Source organism: Methylobacterium sp. J-077 (genome assembly GCF_022829365.1).
Classification (GTDB): domain Bacteria; phylum Pseudomonadota; class Alphaproteobacteria; order Rhizobiales; family Beijerinckiaceae; genus Methylobacterium.
Genome location: NZ_JAKSYJ010000111.1, coordinates 82,046 through 101,305, shown reverse-complemented (window position 1 = coordinate 101,305; position 19,260 = coordinate 82,046). Strand labels below are relative to the sequence as shown.

Below are 19,260 nucleotides of genomic sequence, written 5' to 3'. Positions count from 1 at the left end.
GGCTCGGAACCGCCGCCGCGTAGCAGCGCCGGCCCGGTGCGGCAAACCGCCGGCCTACTCCGCTGCCGCCAGGGCGGCGCGGGGGCCGCCCTGCGTCAGCCGCAGGAAGCCGATCGCCGAGAGCCAGATCACCGCGCCGCAGGCGGCCGCGATGCCGAGCACCAGGGCGAAGCCGCCGCGCTCGTGCAGCACCGCGATCGCCGGGACCACGAAGCCGCTGGCGGTGAAGCCCACGAAATAGCGCACGCTGTAGGCCCGCGCCCGGTAGGCGGGCGGCACGTAGCGGGCGATCATCGCGTCGTTGATCACCACCTGCCCGTAGATCGCCGTCATGGCCAGCATCAGGCCCGCGAGCAGCGGTAGGCCGGTCGAGAGCGCCGCGAGCCCGAGGCCCAGGGGCTGCAGCACCGACAGGGTGACGAACAGGGCCGGCAGGCTGAACCGGTCGATCAGCCGGCCCATGGCGAGCTGCATCAGCGCCCCGAACAGGAAGACCACGGTCGCGAGAGAGCCGATCAGCGCCAGCGGCAGAGCGTGGCCCACGCCCTCGTCGATCACCTTGGGCAGGCTGATCGTGGTCAGGTTGAAGGTCACGCCGCCGGCGAAGATCGCCAGGGCGTACAGGGCCATCAGCGCCCAGGGCCGGCTCACGGCGATCGCGGCCGCACCGCCGGCCTTCCTGCCGCCGGCCTCGCCGTCGCCCGGGACCAGCGCCAGGAAGGCGGCGCCGCAGGCGAGGCAGACCAGGCCCGGGACCACGAAGGCGGCGCGCCAGCCGGCGGTGGCGGCGAGCAACGCGGTCACCCCCGAGGCCGAGGCGGCGCCGAGATTGCCCCAGACGCCGTTGACGCCGAGGTCGCGCCCGAGCCGGCGCGCGTGGGTCACCAGCATGGTCGAGCCGACCGGGTGGTAGATCGCCGAGGCGAGGCCGAGCACGCACAGCCACAGCGCGAAGCTCAGCGGCGTCGTGGCGCTCGCCACCCCGAGGCAGGACAGCCCGTAGCCGAGAAAGAACACCGCCAGCATATTGCGCCGGCCGAACCGGTCCGCCAGCCAGCCCATCGGCAGCGAGCACAGGCCGAAGGCCACGAAGGCGCCGGTCGCGAGCCCGATCAGCTCGCCGTAACCGAGCCCGGTCTGGGACGCGATGGCGATGACCGCGGTCGGGTAGATCAGCAGCACAAAATGGTCGAGGGCGTGCGCGACGTTGACGAAGCGCAGCGTGCGGCGGGACAGGGTTTCGGCATCCATCGCGGCGTATCCTCCGGGATCGTCCCCTGATACCTTGGCCCGATAGACGTGTCGGGCCGGATATGGATGCGAACGGGCCATTTTGTTCGAGCGGCCAGCCGCGTCGCGGACGCTCGACGGAGGCTGCCGATTATCAGGACGTGCCGCGCGCCGTCGCGGTGATGCCCAAGACCTACCCGGCCGGGATGCGGCTGGACCGGCATTTCCACCCGCGTGCGCAGCTTCTCTACGCGACGGAGGGCCTGATGACGGCCTCGGCCGACGATGGCACCTGGGTCGTGCCGGAGGGGCATGCCCTATGGATCCCGCCGCGCCTGCCGCACGCCGTGGCGACCCACGGCGCGGTGGCGATGTGCTCCGCCTATCTCGATCCGACCGCGGTGTCGGCCTTCCCGGAGCGCTGCCGGGTGATCCTGGTCTCCCCGTTGCTCGCCGCGGCGCTCGCGGCCCTCGGGCTGGAGCCGGTGCTGTACGACGAGGCCGGCCGCGGCGGCCACCTCGCCGCCCTGGTGCTCGACGAGATCGGCCGCGCCCCCGAGACGCCGCTCACCCTGCCGCTGCCCCGAGATGCCCGCCTGCGCCGGGTCTGCCTCGGCCTGATCGCGGATCCGGCCGCGGCCGACGACCTCGACGCTTGGGCCGACCGCGCCGGAGCGAGCCGGCGCACCCTGACCCGGGGGTTCCGCACCGAGACGGGCTTGAGCTTCGGCGACTGGCGGGCGCGGGCCCGGGTGATCCGGGCGCTCGCGCTGACCGCCGAGGGGCGGCCCCTCGGAGCGGTCGCGGCGGCGGTGGGTTATCGCAGCGCCCAGGCGCTGCGGAGCACGGTGGCGCGGGTGCTCGGCAGTGGGGAAGCACGGTAGGTCCCGCGCGGCCCTCGCCCCGGGATCGCGGTGATCTAGCTTCAGCCGGGTAAAGCAAGCGAAAGCGAAAGCGAAAGCGGAGGCGCCCGGCCATGCTCTACGAACTCGCCACGCTGTCCTGCCCGTTGCTGGCGGTCGGCCAAGTCGCCGAGCGGGCGTGCGCCTGGGCCGCCGAGGCGGAGGCCGGGACGCTGCTCGGCTGCTGGCGCACCGAGATCGGCACCCTCGGCCGGGTGGTGCTCCTGCGCCGCTTCCAGGCCCCCGAGGCGATGACGGCGGAGCGGCGGCGCGCCCTGATGAGCGCCGCGCCGTTCCACGCGGGCGATCACCTCACCGCTTTGACCATGGACAGCTACGCGCCGTTCCCGTTCCTGCCGCCGGTGCGGACCGGCTCGCGCGGCGGCGTGTACGAGATCCGGACCTATCGGCTCAGGCCCGGCGGCCTCGCGCCGACGCTGGCAGCCTGGGAGGCGGCGATCGCGCCGGCCAAGCCCTACACCGCGCATCTCGTGACCAACCTGTACGCCCTCGACGGTGCCCCCCGGATCACGCACATCTGGGCCTTCACCAGCCTGGAAGAGCGGGCGAGGCTGCGCGCGAACGCCTACGCCTCCGGCGCGTGGCCCCCGAAGGGCGGACCGGACCAGATCCTCGAGGCCACCTCGACCATCGCCCTGCCGGATCCGGGCTCGCCGCTGTCGTGAGCGGGCTCCGCCCCGCCTGCCACCCTCACGTCGCCCGGGCGGAGAAATCGATCCGCGGGTCGATCCAGACGTAGATCAGATCGGACAGCAGGTTCACCGCCAGCCCGAGCAGGGAGAAGATGTACAGGGTCGCGAACACCACCGGGTAGTCGCGGCCGACGATCGAGCGGAACGACAGCTCCCCCAGCCCGTCGAGTGAGAAGATCGTCTCGATCAGCAGCGAGCCGGTGAAGAAGGCCGAGATGAACGCGCCCGGGAAGCCGGCGATGACGATCAGCATGGCGTTGCGGAAGACGTGGCCGTAGAGCACGCGTCGCTCGGATAGGCCCTTCATCCGCGCGGTCAGGACGTATTGCTTGCGGATCTCGTCGAGGAACGAGTTCTTGGTGAGCAGGGTCGAGGTCGCGAAGGCGCCGATCACCAGTGCGGTGAGCGGCAGCACCATGTGCCATGCGTAGTCGGTGAGCTTGTGCCAGGTGGAGAAGGTCTCCCAGCCCTCGCTGGTCAGGCCGCGCAGCGGAAAAAACTGGTAGAACGAGCCGCCCGCGAACAGGATGATCAGCATCAGCCCGAACATGAAGCCCGGGATCGCGTAGCCGATGATCACCACGAAGGAGGTCCAGCGGTCGAAGCGCTCGCCGTCCTTGACGGCCTTGCGGATGCCCAGTGGGATCGAGATCGCGTAGGACAGCAGCGTCATCCACAGGCCCAGCGAGATCGAGACCGGCAGGCGCTCCTTGATCAGCTGGATGACGGTGACGTCGCGAAAATAGCTGCGGCCGAAATCGAACCTCGTGTAGTCCCAGAGCATCTTGGCGAAGCGCTCGGGCGCCGGCTTGTCGAAGCCGAACTGCTTCTCCAGCTTGGCGATGAAGTCCGGGCTCAACCCTTGCGCGCCACGATAGCGGGAATTGCCGTCCCCGCCCCCTGCCGGCCGACCGCCGCCGAGATCGCCGGCGCCGCCGGTGACCCGCGACAGGGCGCCGTCGCCCTGGCCCTTCATCTGCGAGAGCACCCGCTCCACCGGGCCACCGGGGGCGAATTGCACGATGGTGAAGGTGATCAGCATGATCCCGAACAGGGTCGGGATCATCAGGCCGATGCGGCGGAGGATGTAGCCAAGCATGATCGTCCTAGTCCCGCCCGATCCGCTTGGCCTTGTTGGCCTCGTACCACCAGGTGCCGGGGGCGCCGAGGTCGTATCTGGGCGGGTTCGCCGGGCGGCCGTAGACGTCCCACAGGGCGAGGCGGTGCGCGCCGGAATACCACATCGGCACCCACAAGCGCTGGGCCCGCAGCACCCGGTCGAGGGCCCGGCACGCCGTGGTCAGCGCGGCCCGGGACTTGGCATCCGCGATGGCGGTGAGCAGCGCGTCGAGCGCCGGATCGGCGACGCCTGAGAGGTTGTTGGAGCCCGGGGTAGTGGCCGCCCGGGAGCCATAGAGTTCGCGCAGCTCCGCGCCCGGGGTAACGCCGCCGGCGAAGCGGCGGGAGGTGACGTCGAAGTCGAAGTCGTTGACCCGGGCCTGGTACTGGGACGGGTCGACGGTGCGATGGGTCGCCTTGATCCCGAGCAGGCCGAGATTGCGGATGAACGGCTGGGTGACCGCCTGAAAGACCGGGTCGTCGTCCAGGAACTCGATGGCCAGGGGCTGGCCGCCCGGCAGCAGGAGGCCGCTGCCCTGGCGGGTGCAACCGGCCTCGCGCAGCAGGGCGTCGGCGCGCTTGAGCAGCGCCCGGTCCTGGCCGGACCCGTCCGAGACGGGGGGCGTCCAGGCCTCGGCGAACACCTCCGGGGGCAGGTCCTTGAACGGCTCCAGCAGGGCCAGCTCCTCGGCCGAGGGTTCTCCCGTGGCCTTGAGGTCGGAATTCTCGAAGAACGAGGCGGTGCGCGTGTAGGCGCCGTACATCAGGTTGCGGTTCGACCATTCGAAGTCGAAGCACAGGCCGATCGCCTCGCGGATGCGCGGATCGCGGAACGGCTCCCGGCGGATGTTGATCCACCAGCCCTGCGTGCCGCTGGGTCGCGCATCCGGCACGGTCTGCCGGATGACGCGCCCCTCGGTGGCGGCGGGAAAATCGTAGCCGGTTGCCCAGACCCGGGCGGTGAACTCTTCGCGGACCGTGAAGGCGCCGCTCTTGAACGCCTCGAAGGCCACGGTGCGATCGCGAAAGTACTCGTAGCGGAGCGCGTCGAAATTGTTCTGCCCCACCGTCACGGCGAGGTCCGCCGCCCAGTAATCCGGGACCCGGTCGAGCCCGATGGAGCGGCCGGGATCGACAGCGCCGACCCGGTAGGGGCCGGAGCCTAGCGGCGCATCGAGGCTCGACGCCTCGAAATCGCGGTTGCTGTAGTAGGAAGCCGAAAAAATCGGCAGCTGCGCCACGAACAGCGGCAGGTCCCGGGCGCGGCCCTCCGCGAAGGTGACGACGAGAGTGTCGTCGCCCTCGGCCCGGGCGTCGATCATCGGCCGGATCACCTCGGAGATCGAGGGATGGCCCTTGTCGCGCAGGAGCTTGAGGCTGAAGGCGGCGTCCCGTGCGGTGAGCCGCGAGCCGTCGTGGAAATGGGCCTGGGGGCGCAGCGCGAAGGTGTAGGTCAGGCCGTCGGGGCTCACCGTGACGGCGCGCGCCACCAGCCCGTAGACCGCGTCCGGCTCGTCGAGCGCCCGGACCATCAGGCTGTCGAAGGTCTGGTCCAGCCCGGCCGCGCCGTCGCCGCGCAGCACGTAGATATTGAGCGTGTTGAAGGTGTTGAGGGACTGGTTGCCGATCGTGCCGGTGAGCTGGGTCGAGAACCGGCCGCCTTTCGGGGCGATCGGGTTCACGTAGTCGAAATGCGCGAAGCCGGGGGCGTATTTCAGCTCGCCGAAGCTCGACAGGCCGTGGCGCTCGTCGCCGGCGGCCCGGGCGGGACGGATCGCCGCGAGGGCGCCGGCGCCCAGCACGAGGCCGCGCCGGCTCGGCCGCCAAGGGCCGCGGGTCAACGCGGGGCTCCGGTCTTGGCGGCCAGCGTCTGGTCGTACCACCAGGTCGTCGGGAAACCGGAGCCGGCGTAGCGCGGCAGGATCGCCGGGTGGCCGAACCGGTTCCAGCGCAGGGTCCGCTGCTCGCTCGCCGACCATTGCGGCACGACGTAATCGTGGGCGAGCAGCACCCGGTCCAGCGCCCGGGTGGCAGCGACCAGGCCGGCCCGGTCGGGGGCGTAGATCACCTTCTCGATCAGCGCATCGATGCCGGGATCCTTGATCCCGATCAGGTTGCGCGAGCCCGGCTTGTCGGCCGCCGCCGAGCCCCAGAACTCGCGCTGCTCGTTGCCCGGCGAGAGCGACTCGCCCCAGGCGTTGGTGATGATGTCGAAATCGAAATCGCGGATCCGGTTCTGGTATTGCGCCGCATCGATCACCCGCAGGGTCGCATCGATGCCGATCAGCTTGAGCTGCGCCGAGAAGGGCAGGATCACCCGCTCGAAGGCATTCTGGAACTCGAGGAACTCGACCGTCAGCGGTTCACCGGTGGCCTTGTCGACCATCTTGCCGCCACGCAACTCGTAGCCGGCCTCGCGCAGCAGCCCGACGGCCTCGCGCAGGTTTTTCCGCACGGCGTCCTGGGGCTCGTTCACCGGGTTGGCATACGGCGTGGTGAAGACCGAAGCCGGGATCTTGTCTTTGACGCTCTCCAGGATCGCCTTCTCCTCGCCCTCCGGCAGGCCCGCGGAGGCGAGTTCCGAACCGAAGAAGTAGGAGTTGATGCGCTTGTACAGGCCGTAGAACAGGGCCTTGTTCATCTCCTCGAAGTTGAGCGCCAGGTTGAAGGCCCGGCGCACCCGCGGGTCCTTGAACTTGTCCCTGCGGGTGTTGAACGCGAAGGCCTGCATGATGCCCATGCCGCGCTCCGGGAACGCCTCCTTGATCAGGCGCCCCTCCTTCACGGCCGGGAAGTCGTCGTAGGCGGTGGCCCAGTTGCGGGCGATGTTCTCGGCCCGGAAGTCGTACAGGTCGCCCTTCAGGGCCTCGACCAGCACGGTGCCGTCGCGAAAGTACTCGAAGCGCTCGGTGTCGAAGTTGTAGCGCCCGGCATTCACCGGCAGGTCCTTGCCCCAATAGTCCGGCACGCGGGTATAGGTGACGCTGCGGCCGGGCTCGAACTTGGCGAGCCGGTAGGGGCCGGAGCCGAGCGGCGGCTCCAGGGTGGTCTCGGTGGGGCTGCGCGGCTTGCCGTTGGCGTCCTTGGCCTCCCACCAGTGCTTGGGCAGGACGCGCAGCTGGCCGATCACCTGCGGCAACTCGCGGTTGCCCTTCTCGGTGAAGGTGAAGGTCACCTCGCGCGGCCCCGTCGCCTCGGCCTTGGCGACGGTCTGGTAATAGGCGGCATAGAACGGGCTGTTAGCCTTCAGCACGCCGTAGGACCAGACCACGTCCTCGGGGGTGATCGGCTTCCCGTCGTGCCAGCGGGCGTTCTCGCGCAGGCGGTACGAGACCGAGCCGAGATCGGGGGCGATCCGTACCGCCTCGGCCAGCAGCCCGTAGGAGGTGAACGGCTCGTCCGAGGATTCGGTCATCAGCGTATCGTAGATCTGCTGGACCCCGTTCTCGAGATCGCCCTTCAGGCCGGCGACCACGATGTTGAAGTTGTCGAAGCCACCCTGCGCACCCAGCCGCACCAGGCCGCCCTTGGGGGCATCGGGGTCGGCATAGTCGAAATGCTTGAAGTCGAGGCCGTATTTCGGCTCGCCCATCAACGTGATGGCGTGGGTCCACTGGCCCGTGGCCGCCGGCATCGCCGCCGGTTCCTGCGCCCGGGCCGGGGCGAACTGGAGGCAGGCGACGACGAGCGTCGCGGCGAGGAGGCGTCCAGTCACGGGCAGGCTGTCTCCATGTCGGCGCACCGTGCGGTGCGGGGGTATTCAGGGTTCACGAGGGTCTTAGGCTGGGTGCGGCCCGGGCGTCGAGGCTACATGTTGCCGGCTGGTGCGCGACCGCGGCGTGACGCGCTGCACAGGGCCTTTTTTGACGGGGGCCGGATCCGCGCGCGTCTCCCTCCCCCCTCTGCGGGGGAGGGAGAGCGCCCAGATTGGGGAAACAAGGCCGCCTTCCAAGTCACAAAAACTCAAGCCGCCCGCCCGCGGCGTCCCTCGACCAGCCACATCGCGAGCACGGCCGCCGCCAGCGCAGCGAGCGCCGCGAGGCCGAGAGCCAGGGGGTAGACCTCGACGCCGCGGATATTGGCGCTGTCGCTCGGGCGAAAGCCGATCCAGTCGCCGCCAGCTAGGCGTCCGCTGCGCACGGTCGCGAGCCGCGGAACCTGGGTGCCGCCGCCGGCATCCGCGACCCGGCGGATCGAGCCGCCGGAGCCTTCCGCCACGGCCTTCAGGCGCTCGGTGTCGCTGAACACGTCAGCGAGCTCGCGCGGGTTGGCCGGCCCGACGCTGACGAAGGCGACGAGGTTGCCCGAGCGCAGGGTATGCAACCCCAGGGCCTCGGCATCGAAGGTGGCGGTGAACAGGCCGGGCTCGCTGGACTTGAGGGTGAGGGTGGTCACCTTGCCGGTCGGCCCGGTGACGGTGACCGGCTCGACCTGGTCGGCCATGGTCTGGCGCTCGACTCGCACCTCGCGGCCGCGGCCCGTGGTCTGCGCCCGCAGGGCCTCCTCTTCGAGGGCCGGCTCCTTCATCAACCAGTGCGCCAGGCGGCGCAGCAGGTCGAGATAGGGGCCGCCTTCCTGGTATCCCCGCGCCCACAGCCAGGCATGGTCGGACAGGAGCAGCGCGACCCGGCCCTTGTCCTCCCGGGACAGGGCGAGCAGCGGCAGTCCATCGGCTCCCGACAGGATCGGCTGGATGCCGGGCCGGGTGCGGGCCTGGACGATACGCAGCCAGTCGCCCCAGGCGGGCGGGTTCGCGTCCGAGCCCGGCAGGTCGCGCGTCACCGGGTGGCGCTGGCCGACCTGGGTCGGCGTCGCCTTGTAGGGGCGCTCGACCACCCGCCCGTCCGGGTCGCCCGGCAGGATGCCGGCGAGCCGCGTGCGGGCCAGGCTCGCCGGCCCGGCATATTCGGGACCGGCGGCGACGAGCAGCGCGCCGCCCTCGCGGACGTAGCGGACGATGTTGTCGAAATAGGCCTGCGGCAGCACGCTCTGGTTGGCGTAGCGGTCGAAGATGATCAGGTCGAAGTCCTTGATCTTCTGGACGAACAGCTCGCGGGTCGGGAACGCGATCAGCGACAATTCGGAGATCGGCGTGCCGTCCTGCTTCTCGGGCGGACGCAGGATGGTGAAGTGCACCAGGTCGACGTTGGCGTCGGATTTCAGCAGGTTGCGCCAGGTCCGCTCGCCCTGGTGCGGCTCGCCGGAGACCAACAGCACGCGAAGCTTCTCGCGGATGCCCTCGATCGGCAGGACCGCGCGGTTGTTGACCGTGGTCAATTCCCCCGGCAGCGGCTCGACCTCGATCTCGACGACATTCGGGCCGCCATGCTCGATCCGTGTGGTCAGCGCGAACGGCTTGTCGGTGGCGACGTCCCGCCGGTCGATTTCCTCGCCGTCGCGGCGGACCGTGACCACGGCGTGGCCGGTGCCGCCGCGCTCCATCACCTCGGCGCGGATCGTCAGATCCTTGCCGACGATGCCGAAGCGGGGCGCCTCCAGGAGCTTGATCTGCCGGTCGCGCTCGTCCGGATGGCCGGTAACCAGCACGTGGAGCGGCGCCTTGATGCCGAGCTGGGCCATCGAGGCCGGAATGTCGTGGACCACGCCGTCGGTGAGCATCACGATCCCGGCGAGCCGCTCGGGCGGCACGTCGGCCAGCGCTTGGCCGAGCGCCGTGAACAGCTTGGTGCCGTCGTCCCCGTCCTTGGCGTCGGGCACGTCGACGAAGCGCGGCTCGATATTGGTGAGCGCCCCGAAGCGGCGCTCCAATTCGGCCCGGACCGCGTCTGTCATCTGAGGCCGGTCGCCGAGCGCCTGCGAGCCGGAGCGGTCGACTACGATGGCGGCGATGTCCTTCACCGGCTCGCGGTCCTCCCGCACCAGGGCGGGGTTGGCGAGGGCCGCCAGGACCAAGGCGAGCACCAGGGCGCGCAACAGCGCGGTGCGCCCCCGCGCCACGAAGGCGAGCACGGCCAGGACGACGACGATCAGGCCCAGGGCGGCCAGGACCGGCCAGGGTAGGAGGGGGGTGAAGCTGAGGCTCAGCATGGCGTGCAAGCCTCCGAGATGCTTGTGAGGGATGAGGCCGCCGGCCGATCAGACCCCCTCATCCTGAGGTGCCGCGTCAGCGGCCTCGAAGGAGGGCTCCAGGAATTGCGCGGCCGGCTGGAGGGCTCCTTCGAGGCGCCCGCTTCGCGGTCGCACCTCAGGATGAGGGGTGGTGGTGGGAGCAAGCGCTGCCCGGGGACCGTGTCCAAAAAACTCACTGCCCCAACCGCTCCAGCAGCGCGGGCACGTGGACCTGGTCCGCCTTGTAGTTTCCGGTGAGCGTGTAGATCACGATGTTCACGCCGCCGCGAAAGGCCATCTCGCGCTGGCGCTGGTCGCCGCCGACCACGGGGTAGAGCGGCTCGCCGCGGCGGCCCACCGCCCAGGCGGCGGCGAGGTCGTTGCCGGTGATGATGATCGGGCTGACGCCGTCGCCGGCCCGGGCCGGGCGGCGCTCGGCACCCTCCGCGGCGGGCGGCAGGGCCTCGACCCAGGTCTGGCCGGTGGCGTAGCGGCCGGGGAAGCTGTCGACCAGGTAGAACGCCTTGGTCAGGACGTGGTCGAGGGGCACCGGCTCCAACTCCGGCACTTCGAGGGTCGCCAGCATCTTGCGCAGGTACGCCGCCTCCGGGGAGGGCGGGCCGCCTGGGCGGGCGGTGAGCGCGTCGCGGGTGTCGAACAGGACCGTGCCCCCGTTACGCATGAACGCGTCGATCTTGCGAATCGCCGTCTCCGAGGGCTGGGGCCGGGACGGCGCGATCGGCCAGTAGATCAGCGGGTAGAAGGCCAGCTCGTCCTTGGCCGGGTCGATGCCGGCGGGCTCGCCCGGTTCGAGGGCGGTGCGCGAGGCGAGCATCTGGGTCAGGCCGGTGAGGCCGGTGCGGCTCGCCTCGTCGACGGCGGGGTCGCCCGTGATCACGTAGGCCAGCCGCGTGACGAGGGCGGATTCGATGCCGTTCGGCCGGTTGGCCGCGGGTTCCTCGGCGCGCAGCGGCTGCACCGGGAGGGCGGCGAACAGGAGCAGGCCCGCGAAGGCCAGCACCGCCGGGCGCCCGCGCAGGCGGCTCGCCCAGGCGGAACGGCGCAGGAAACCCCCGAGCCACAGGCCGGCTAGGGTGTCGAGGGCGAGCAGCAGCAGCGCCAGCGTGAACAACGTGGGACGCAGATCCAGGGTCTCGGCTCCGGCGAGGGTTCCGATCCGGGCGCCGTCGAGCGCCGCGGTGTCGAGGGTCTTCAGGCGGTCGTCGGGCTTCAAGGCGTTGACGCTGATGCCGCCATCGGCCGGACCGTAGAAGCCCGGCGGGTGCTCGGCGTTCCCCCGGTCAGCATAGTCGGCCGCCACCGCGGTGGCCGAGGCGGGGGGCGAGCCGAGGGCGCCGAACCCGTCCAGCGTCGCCCGGGGGGCGAGCACGATCGTAGACGCGCGGCCGGCCTCTCCGGCTGGCGGTGCCGAGGTGCCGGCGAGCCCGACGACGCGCCGGAGCATGTCGATGAACAGCCCCGACAGCGGCAGGTTCGACCAAGTGGTGTCCGCGGTGACGTGGAACAGCACGAGCGTGCCCTGGCCGCGCTTCTGCGCGGTGACGATCGGCGTGCCGTCCTGCAGGGAAGCCCAGGTCCGGTTCGGCAGGTCGCCGTCCGGCTCGGCCAGGATCTGGCGGCGCACGCCGATATCGGCCGGCGGGGTCAGGCCCGCGAACGGGCTTTCGGGTGGGAACGGCGCCAGGGTCTTGGGGCTGTCCCAGGACAGGGTGCCGCCGAGCGTCCGGTTGCCCCGGCGCAAGCGCACCGGTACCAGCGGGTCGTTGCCGGCGGCGAGGCGCGGTCCGGCGAAGCGCAGCAGCATGCCGCCGGCCTTCACGAAGCTCTCGACCCGAGCGGTGGTCCGCTCGTCCAGCGCGCCGACATCGGCGAGCACCAGCACCGAGACCTGATTGTCGAGGAGCTGGTTGATCGACTCCGCCGTGCCCTTGGCGCCGCGCGCCTCCTGCACGTCCGCGAAGGGCTGGAGCGCCCGGGCCAGATAATAGGTCGGTGCCAGCAGCGGCTGGGCCTGGTCGAGGGTGCCGCCGAAGACCAGGCCGACCCGACGGCGCTTGCCGCGCTCGTCCTGGAGCACCACGGCCCCGGCCGAGCGCTCGCCCGCGATCTCAAGGCGGCTGATGCTGTTGCGCAGTTCCACGGGCATCTCGAACGTCGCCGTCGCCTCGGTGGCGTCGGCCGCGAAGGCGATGTCGCGCTCGGCCAGCGGCAGGCCTTTCTGGTCGAGCGCCCGGACCACGCCGGTGTCGCGCCCGTTCGGGGCCGCCCGCAGGGCTCGTACCGTCAGGGTGCCGCCGGTCTCGGAGGCGGTGAGCGCCAGGGCCGGCGGTTTCTCCGCCCGCAGCACTGTGAGTGCTGCGCCGCTGCCGCCGACGAGGTCGGCCAAGCCCTTGGCAAAGCGCTCGTCGCCCGCCCCGGCGACGCCGTCGCTGATCCAGACGAGGCCGGCGCCCCGGTTCTTCTCCAGGAACGTCCCGATGCTGGCGAGATGGGCGTCGCGAGTCGGCAGGATCGGGCGCGGCGCCAGGGCGCGCAGGCGTTCCAGGGCGGCGGCCGGGGTCTTGGCCTCGAAGGCCGCGGGCGGCTCGGCCAGGCCGATCACAGCCACCGGCCGGCCGTCCCGGGCGGCGCCCTCGACGGCGTCGGTGGCGACGCGCAGCCGGTCGCGCCAGTCGTGGGCGGCGGCGAAGCCGTTGTCGAGGAGCACGAGGAGCGCGCTCCGCCCGCCACCCGCCCCGACACCGCCGGGATTCCAGACCGGGCCGGCCACCGCCAGGATCAGCGCGGCGGCGATCAGCAGGCGCAGGAGCAGCAGCCAGGGCGGGGTGCGCGCCGGCGTCTGCCGCTGCGGGATCAGGTCGGCGACGAGCTTGAGCGGCGGGAATTCGATCCGGCGCGGACGCGGCGGCGTCACCCGCAGTAGGAACCACAGGGCCGGCAGGCCGATCAGGGCGGCGAGCGCCAGGGGCGCCGCGAAGGTCAGACCCAGCATGGCGTCCTCACTCCGGGCCGCGCGCGGCGATCAGCGTGGCGAGCCGCAGGGCCGCCTCGCTCGCCGGGCGGTCGGTGCGGTGGATGGTGAGCGTCCAGCCCTGCTGGCGGGTGATGGCCTGGAGGGCGGCGCGGTGCTCGGCGATGCGGGCGCGGTAGCGGTCGCCCCAGGCGCCGGCGTCGCCGATATCGAGGCTGAGTCCGCCTTCGAGGTCGTGCAGCACGGCTTGGCCCGTGAACGGGAAGGTCTCCTCGATCGGGTCCACGACCATCAGAAGATGACCACGGCTGCCCCGCCCGGCGAGGTTTTGCACCGCGGTCGCGATCCGGTCGGGATCGGTGAGGAAGTCACCGATCAGCACCACCTCGTCGAAGCGCGCAGGGGTCGCCCGGGGCGGCAGGTCCTGTTCCAGGCCGGACTTGTCGGTGACCAGTGCCTGGATCATCCGCTCGACGATGCCCCGCGACGCGGTAGCCCGGGTCAGACCGAGGAGCCCGACCCGCTCGCCGCCCTCCACGAAGGCGTCGGCGAGGGCCAGCCCCAGGACCAGAGCCCGTTCGACTTTGGACGCCGACGCCAAGTCCGAAGAGAAGCCCATGGAGGCGGAACGGTCGATCCACAACCAGATATTATGAGCCGCCTCCCATTCGCGCTCGCGCACGTAGAGCCGGTCGTCCCGGGCCGAGCGGCGCCAGTCGACCCGCGCGGCGGCCTCGCCGGTGACGAACGGGCGGAACTGCCAGAAACTCTCGCCCGGCCCGGCCCGCCGGCGCCCGTGCAGGCCGTGGGCCAGCAGGCTCGACACCCGCCGCGCCTCCAGCACCAGGCGGGGCATCTTTTCGGACAGGGCGGTCGCGCCCGCGCTCTCGCGCCTGCCGGGGGTGCGCCGTTCGGAGTCGAGGGCGTGTGTCCCGACCAAGGCTAAAGCTTCTCGGCGAGCTTGCCGATCAGGCCTTCGATCGTCTCGCCATCGGCGCGGGCGGTGTAGCTGAGTGCCATCCGGTGCTTGAGCACCGGCTCGGCCAGGGCCTTCACGTCGGCCACGGAGGGCGCGACCCGGCCCTCGATCAGCGCCCGGGCGCGGGCGGCGAGCGTCAGTGCCTGGCTGGCGCGGGGGCCGGGACCCCAGAGCAGCTTGTCCTTGACCAGCGCATCGCCGCCGTCGGGCCGGGCAGCGCGCACGAGGTCGAGGATCGCCTCGACCACGGCCTCGCCCACGGGCAGCCGGCGCACCAGGCGCTGGGCGGTGAGGAGCTGCTCGGTGGACATCACGGCGCGCGGGCGCACCTCGTCCACGCCGGTGGTCTCGATCAGGATCCGCCGTTCGGCGGCGCGGTCGGGATAGCCGACATCGATCTCCAGCAGGAAGCGGTCGAGCTGGGCCTCGGGCAGCGGATAGGTGCCCTCCTGCTCGATCGGGTTCTGGGTGGCGAGCACGTGGAACGGCCGCGGCAGGTCGTGGCGGGCGCCGGCTACGGAGACGTGGCCCTCCTGCATCGCCTGGAGCAGGGCCGACTGCGTGCGCGGGCTCGCGCGGTTGATCTCGTCGGCCATCAGGAGCTGGGTGAAGACCGGGCCCTGCACGAACCGGAACGCCCGACGGCGGTCGGCATCCTCCTCCAGGATCTCGGTGCCGAGGATGTCGGAGGGCATCAGGTCCGGGGTGAACTGCACGCGGCGCGCGTCGAGGCCGAGCACGGTGCCGAGCGTCTCCACGAGCTTGGTCTTGGCGAGGCCGGGAAGGCCGACCAGCAGGCCGTGGCCGCCGGCCAGGATCGTCACCAGGGCGAGATCGACGACCTTCTCCTGCCCGAAGATCACGCCGTGGATCGCGTCCCGGGCCGCGCCGACGGCGGCGAGGCAGCTCTCCGCGGTGGCGACGATGCCGTCGTCGAGGGTGGTGGCCGGGCTGATCCCCTGCGTCATGCCGATGTCCATCTCCTGCCCCCGGAGTCCCGCGGGACCCCACCGGTCATCCGGCCAATGTGGGGCCGTTCGCACCGGGCTGGCAAGGTCGGGATCGCCGCACGGCGATTGACGGGGGGCGGCGGGCGATGCCGCTCCCGGCGACGGGCTCGGAGACGCCGCCTTGAAGACGCGCTGCGACCTCCGGGTCTCTGGGCGCCGGTGCGCGGGAGGGATGTCCCCTGGTCCGACTTCCCTTCCGCGCGAGAGTTTCGACGGTGCGGATCAGATCTTTCCCTCAAGACCCATGGTGTAATACTTGTGGACGATCTTATCCTGGTTCTCCAGCAGCCAGTCGATCGACGGCTCGTTGGTCATGGCCTTGCGGATCGCCTCGGTCATGCCCTTGCGCTGGATCTCGAACAGCGCCTTGTGGTCCACCGTCTCGGCCTGGATCACGCCGGGGCTCAGCCAGACCGAGCAGATGATGCCGAGGTCGTTGGCCTTCTCCTTGGGGATGTAGCCCGCCCGCACCGCGTCGAGCACGCCGTTGGCGATGGCGAACTGCACCGTGCCCATCAGGATCGAGGTGTACTTGCTCTCGGTCACGCTGACCTTGGACACGCAGAGCGTCACCGGCCGGACCATGATGTCGGTGTTGAGCAGGGCGAAGACGCGGCTGTGGCCGACCACCTGGTCGCCCGTCAGCGTCGCCAGCGCGGTGCCGACCGGCCCGTCGAGCTCGCCGATGATGACCTCCGGCTCGGAGGCGGTGTTGGGCGGTCCGCCCGCCACGAGGGCTTCGCCGGCGCGCAGGATGATGCGTTCACTCATAAGGTAGGCTCCCATGGGTAGCGGCACGGGACGGGGGCGGCCGCTGCCGCCGTGCCGGCTGGATCGTCGCGTCGCGCCCGGGCCCCGCAGGGCGCGGGCGCCTCGGCCGACGGCGCTCCCTCTAGCACGCGCTCCGGCATCCGGCGGCCCTGCCGCGATGCCGCTGCCGGCTCGGTGAACCCGGCCCGGGTCTTGGGTCGGATCTTGGGTCGGATCTTGGGCCGGGTCTTGGCGCGGGCGAGCCGGACCAGTAGGAAGGCGCGCGAAGCCGGGGCTGCTGGCTGAACCTCCTGATGTCTCTCGCGGATTGCGGCGTGGGCAGCAAAGCGGGCCTCCCGCGTATCCGGTACTCACCATGCGCCTTCGAGATGTGTTCGTCGCCGGGACCGCGCGGTCCCTCACGCGCCCGCTGGCCCGGCGCCTGAAGCGGCGGCGGACGGACGAGCCCCGGCAGGCGGATCTCGTGGCTGCCGTGAAGGCCTCGGGCCTGTTCGATCCGGCCTGGTACGCGCGGCGCTATCCCGACGTGGTCGGCGAGGGAATCGACCCGCTCGTGCATTACGCGGTCCATGGCGGGCGCGAGGGCCGCTGGCCGTCGCCCCTGTTCCACGGCGACCGCTATCTCGACGCCGTCCCGGGCCTGCGGGCCGAGGGCGTGAACCCGCTGATCCATTATGTCGAGCGCGGCGCCGTTGCCGGCATCGCCCCCAACCCGCTGTTCGATCCGGGCTGGTACGCCGCGCGCTATCTCGGTGGCGCCGACGCCCGCGCCCGGGCGTTCTTCCACTTCGTGAAGAGTCCCGACACCGACCCGTCGCCGCTGTTCGACTCCGCCTGGTACCGGTCGCGCTACCCGGATGCCCGGGAGGCGGGCGGTATCGCGCTCAGTCACTATTTCGAGACCGGCCGGAAGCAGGGCTACCTGCGCAATCCGGAGGAGTTCGCCGGACTGTCGCGGCATGTCGACCTGATCCGCCGATCCGGGATCTTCGACGCCGAGTTCTATCGCGGGCGCTGCCCCGAGGCCGAGACCAGCGGGCTCGAGCCGCTGGAGCATTACGTGATGGCCGGCGGCTATCGCCGCTACGCCCCGCATCCCCTGTTCGACCCCGACTGGTACGCCGCGCAATCGGCCGACGTGCGCGCCGACAGCCTCAACCCGCTGGTGCATTTCCTGGAGCACGGCGCCCGGGAGGGCCTCGATCCCGGCCCGTGGTTCGATACGCGCTGGTACACGAAGACCTACCTGGCCGACGACGAGACGGACGCGAACCCGCTCGTGCATTTCCTGGCTGATAACGGACGACGCACGAGCCCGTCCCCGCGCTTCGACGCGCCCTGGTACCTCGCCCGCTACCCAAAGGTCGCCGCTCTGGGGCTCAATCCCCTGGTCGACTACGTCACGACCGGGCTGGAGGCGGGCCGCCTGACCCGCCGGGTCGCCGGCGCCGCGGTGCCGGAGGCCGCCGACGCCCGCCTGTCCTGCCTGAAACGGGAGCCGCGCAAACACGGCCGCACCGCCCTGTTCATCACCCACGCGCCGGAGGGGCGGATCCGCGGCCATGTCGAGCCCTACCTGCGGGCGTTCGCCAAGAACGGTATCGACATCGTGCTGATCATCGCGGCCGACCAGCACAAGACCGCGGTGCCGGAAGCGATCCTGACGCTCTGCGCCTCGGCCTACCTGCGCGAGAACACGGGATTCGATTTCGCCGCCTGGGCGCATGTCCTCCTCGAGGACGACGACCTGCTCGATGCCGAGACCCTGTACCTAGCCAACGACAGCCTGGTCGGGCCCCTCGACAGCGGCGACTTCGCCGGGCTGCTGGCGAAGATCGATGCCTACCCGGAGGCGGTGATCGGGCTCGCCGACAACTTCTACTACAGTCACCACCTGCAGAGCTTCTTCCTGGCCCTGAAGAGGCGCTGCCTGTCCTCCTACGCGTTCAACCACTTCATCCAGGCGGTGGCGAACTGGCCGGACAAGAACATCGTCATCACCGAGTACGAGCTGACTTTCTCCGGGCGGATGCGGGCCGCCGGGCTCGGGATGCGCAGCCTGTTCTCGGCCCAGAACAAGCACATGACGCTGGTCAACGACCCACGCAACAACCGCACCCTGTTCGACTGGGAGAACATGCTCGGCCAGGGCTTCCCGTTCGTGAAGCGCTCACTCTTGGGCGAGCACGCCGCGATCGGCGGCGAGGCGGTCCGCGAGGCGATCGGCGAGCGCGGCTTCGACCTCGACCGGCTCGACCAGACCTTCACGTATCCCGGCCCCAAGATCTGGGCCGACCTGCGCCGGCCCCGGGCGCCGGATCGGCCCCTGCGGGCCTCGTACGTCTCGCCGATGAACTACGCCAACGGGCTCGGCGTCGCCGCGCGCAGCTACGTGCGGGCGCTGCACCGGGCGCCCTTCGCGCTGAACGTCCATCCGATGGAGCGGTCGTTCCACGTCCATGCCCGGGTCGGACCGGGCTGGCAGGCCCGGACTTTTTCGGGGGCACCGGACGTCGCCCTGGTGCATTTCAACGGCGACAGCTGGCACGCGCTGATGAGCGCGCGTCAGCTCGATATCGCTGCGAGCGCCCGGCTCAAGATCGGGCTGTTCGTCTGGGAGACCTCGCACGTGCCCGGAGGCTGGCTGCCCACCGTGGACGGCCTCGACGCGATCTGGGCGCCCACCGAGTTCTGCGCCGCGATCTTCCGCCAGATCACCGACATCCCGGTCGATGTCGTGCCCTACGTGGTCGAGAACGAGCCCGGCGAGCCGGCGAGCGCCGCCGCCAAGGCCAACCTGCGCAAGGCGTTCTCCATCGACCCGAGCAGGAAGGTGATCCTCTACGCTTTCGACGGGTCGAGCTACCTCGCCCGGAAGAACCCGCACGCGCTGATCCGGGCGTTCCGGGCCGCGGGGCTGGCGCAGTCCGGCTGGCAGCTCGTGCTCAAGACCAAGCACGTGTTCGACCTGCCGGACGAGGGCAAGAAGCTCCTCGACCTCGTCGGCAAGACCGGCGACGTGGTGGTGATCGACCAGCCGCTCTCCCAGAACGAGCTCGGCGCCCTGTTCGAGCTCTGCGCGGTCTACGCCTCGTCGCATTCCTCCGAAGGGTTCGGGCTGACGATCGCCGAGGCGATGGAGATGGGCAAGGTCGTGGTCGCCACCGATTACGGCGGCAGCCGCGACTTCCTCGACGCCACCTGCGGCTTCCCGGTGAAGGCCGAGATCGCCGCCCTGGACCAGACCTACGGGCCGTATCTGCGCGGCGCCGAATGGGGGCAGGTGGACGAGGACGACCTCGCCCGCGCGCTCACCGACGCCGCCCGGGCGGTGACCAGCGGCGACGCCGAACGGATCGGCGCCACCGCCCGCGCCCGAATCCGCGAGCGCCTGTCGATCGGGGCGGTGGCCGCCGCCATGGAGGCGAGCCTGTCCCGCCTTCTCAAGGCCGAACGTACCTGACGCCCGGGAGAC

At 71.1% G+C, this 19,260-nt stretch carries 12 protein-coding genes; 3 read left to right on the top strand and 9 right to left on the bottom strand.

All coding sequences use genetic code 11. From position 1 onward, the window contains the following. Positions 1-54: 54 nt before the first annotated feature. Positions 55-1,251, bottom strand: coding sequence for an MFS transporter (locus MKL11_RS10550; protein WP_243942930.1), 1,197 nt, complete (start codon positions 1,249-1,251; stop codon positions 55-57). A 62-nt stretch (positions 1,252-1,313) separates the two neighbouring features. On the opposite strand from MKL11_RS10550, the gene MKL11_RS10545 reads away from it, so the two are divergent. Together MKL11_RS10545 and MKL11_RS10540 are read left to right on the top strand one after the other, a co-directional pair. After that, positions 1,314-2,114 (top strand): AraC family transcriptional regulator, encoded by an 801-nt coding sequence (locus MKL11_RS10545; RefSeq protein WP_243942928.1) that lies wholly within the window; start codon positions 1,314-1,316, stop codon positions 2,112-2,114. A gap of 92 nt (positions 2,115-2,206) precedes the next feature. Then, on the top strand, positions 2,207-2,818 hold the full coding sequence (locus tag MKL11_RS10540; RefSeq protein WP_243942926.1) for an NIPSNAP family protein: 612 nt from the start codon (positions 2,207-2,209) through the stop codon (positions 2,816-2,818). A gap of 25 nt (positions 2,819-2,843) precedes the next feature. Here the strand turns inward: MKL11_RS10540 and MKL11_RS10535 are convergent, their stop codons facing one another. The 8 genes from MKL11_RS10535 to MKL11_RS10500 form a co-directional block, all read right to left on the bottom strand. Next, positions 2,844-3,944, bottom strand: a complete 1,101-nt coding sequence (locus tag MKL11_RS10535; RefSeq protein ID WP_243942923.1) for a microcin C ABC transporter permease YejB — start codon at positions 3,942-3,944, stop codon at positions 2,844-2,846. Between the two features lie 7 nt (positions 3,945-3,951). Then, positions 3,952-5,805, bottom strand: coding sequence for an extracellular solute-binding protein (locus tag MKL11_RS10530; protein ID WP_243942921.1), 1,854 nt, complete (start codon positions 5,803-5,805; stop codon positions 3,952-3,954). Then, positions 5,802-7,679: an extracellular solute-binding protein gene (locus tag MKL11_RS10525; protein ID WP_243942919.1), complete on the bottom strand. Its 1,878-nt coding sequence runs from the start codon at positions 7,677-7,679 to the stop codon at positions 5,802-5,804. Before MKL11_RS10525 ends, MKL11_RS10530 begins: the two co-directional genes overlap by 4 nt. Positions 7,680-7,927: 248 nt before the next feature. Further along, a complete protein-coding gene (locus tag MKL11_RS10520) occupies positions 7,928-10,012 on the bottom strand; it encodes a hypothetical protein (protein WP_243942917.1) in 2,085 nt (694 codons plus the stop codon). A gap of 214 nt (positions 10,013-10,226) precedes the next feature. After that, on the bottom strand, positions 10,227-13,046 hold the full coding sequence (locus tag MKL11_RS10515) for a DUF4159 domain-containing protein (protein WP_243942914.1): 2,820 nt from the start codon (positions 13,044-13,046) through the stop codon (positions 10,227-10,229). Positions 13,047-13,053: 7 nt separating this feature from the next. Beyond that, positions 13,054-13,965 carry a DUF58 domain-containing protein gene (locus tag MKL11_RS10510; protein ID WP_243942912.1) on the bottom strand — a complete coding sequence of 304 codons (912 nt, stop codon included), beginning with the start codon at positions 13,963-13,965 and terminating at the stop codon, positions 13,054-13,056. Positions 13,966-13,967: 2 nt separating this feature from the next. After that, positions 13,968-14,972, bottom strand: a complete 1,005-nt coding sequence (locus tag MKL11_RS10505; protein WP_243942910.1) for an AAA family ATPase — start codon at positions 14,970-14,972, stop codon at positions 13,968-13,970. 264 nt (positions 14,973-15,236) lie between these two features. Further along, positions 15,237-15,785: a formaldehyde-activating enzyme gene (locus tag MKL11_RS10500; protein ID WP_091718756.1), complete on the bottom strand. Its 549-nt coding sequence runs from the start codon at positions 15,783-15,785 to the stop codon at positions 15,237-15,239. Positions 15,786-16,140: 355 nt separating this feature from the next. On the opposite strand from MKL11_RS10500, the gene MKL11_RS10495 reads away from it, so the two are divergent. After that, positions 16,141-19,248: a rhamnan synthesis F family protein gene (locus MKL11_RS10495; protein WP_243942907.1), complete on the top strand. Its 3,108-nt coding sequence runs from the start codon at positions 16,141-16,143 to the stop codon at positions 19,246-19,248. Positions 19,249-19,260 lie beyond the last annotated feature (12 nt).

Bases quoted from the DNA above. Each gene is read 5' to 3' on its own strand.
- MKL11_RS10495 (WP_243942907.1), top strand. From the start codon at position 16,141: ATGCGCCTTCGAGATGTGTTCGTCGCCGGGACCGCGCGGTCCCTCACG.
- MKL11_RS10515 (WP_243942914.1), bottom strand. From the start codon at position 13,046: ATGCTGGGTCTGACCTTCGCGGCGCCCCTGGCGCTCGCCGCCCTGATC.
- MKL11_RS10540 (WP_243942926.1), top strand. From the start codon at position 2,207: ATGCTCTACGAACTCGCCACGCTGTCCTGCCCGTTGCTGGCGGTCGGC.
- MKL11_RS10520 (WP_243942917.1), bottom strand. From the start codon at position 10,012: ATGCTGAGCCTCAGCTTCACCCCCCTCCTACCCTGGCCGGTCCTGGCC.
- MKL11_RS10550 (WP_243942930.1), bottom strand. From the start codon at position 1,251: ATGGATGCCGAAACCCTGTCCCGCCGCACGCTGCGCTTCGTCAACGTC.
- MKL11_RS10500 (WP_091718756.1), bottom strand. From the start codon at position 15,785: ATGAGTGAACGCATCATCCTGCGCGCCGGCGAAGCCCTCGTGGCGGGC.
- MKL11_RS10505 (WP_243942910.1), bottom strand. From the start codon at position 14,972: ATGACGCAGGGGATCAGCCCGGCCACCACCCTCGACGACGGCATCGTC.
- MKL11_RS10535 (WP_243942923.1), bottom strand. From the start codon at position 3,944: ATGCTTGGCTACATCCTCCGCCGCATCGGCCTGATGATCCCGACCCTG.
- MKL11_RS10545 (WP_243942928.1), top strand. From the start codon at position 1,314: ATGGATGCGAACGGGCCATTTTGTTCGAGCGGCCAGCCGCGTCGCGGA.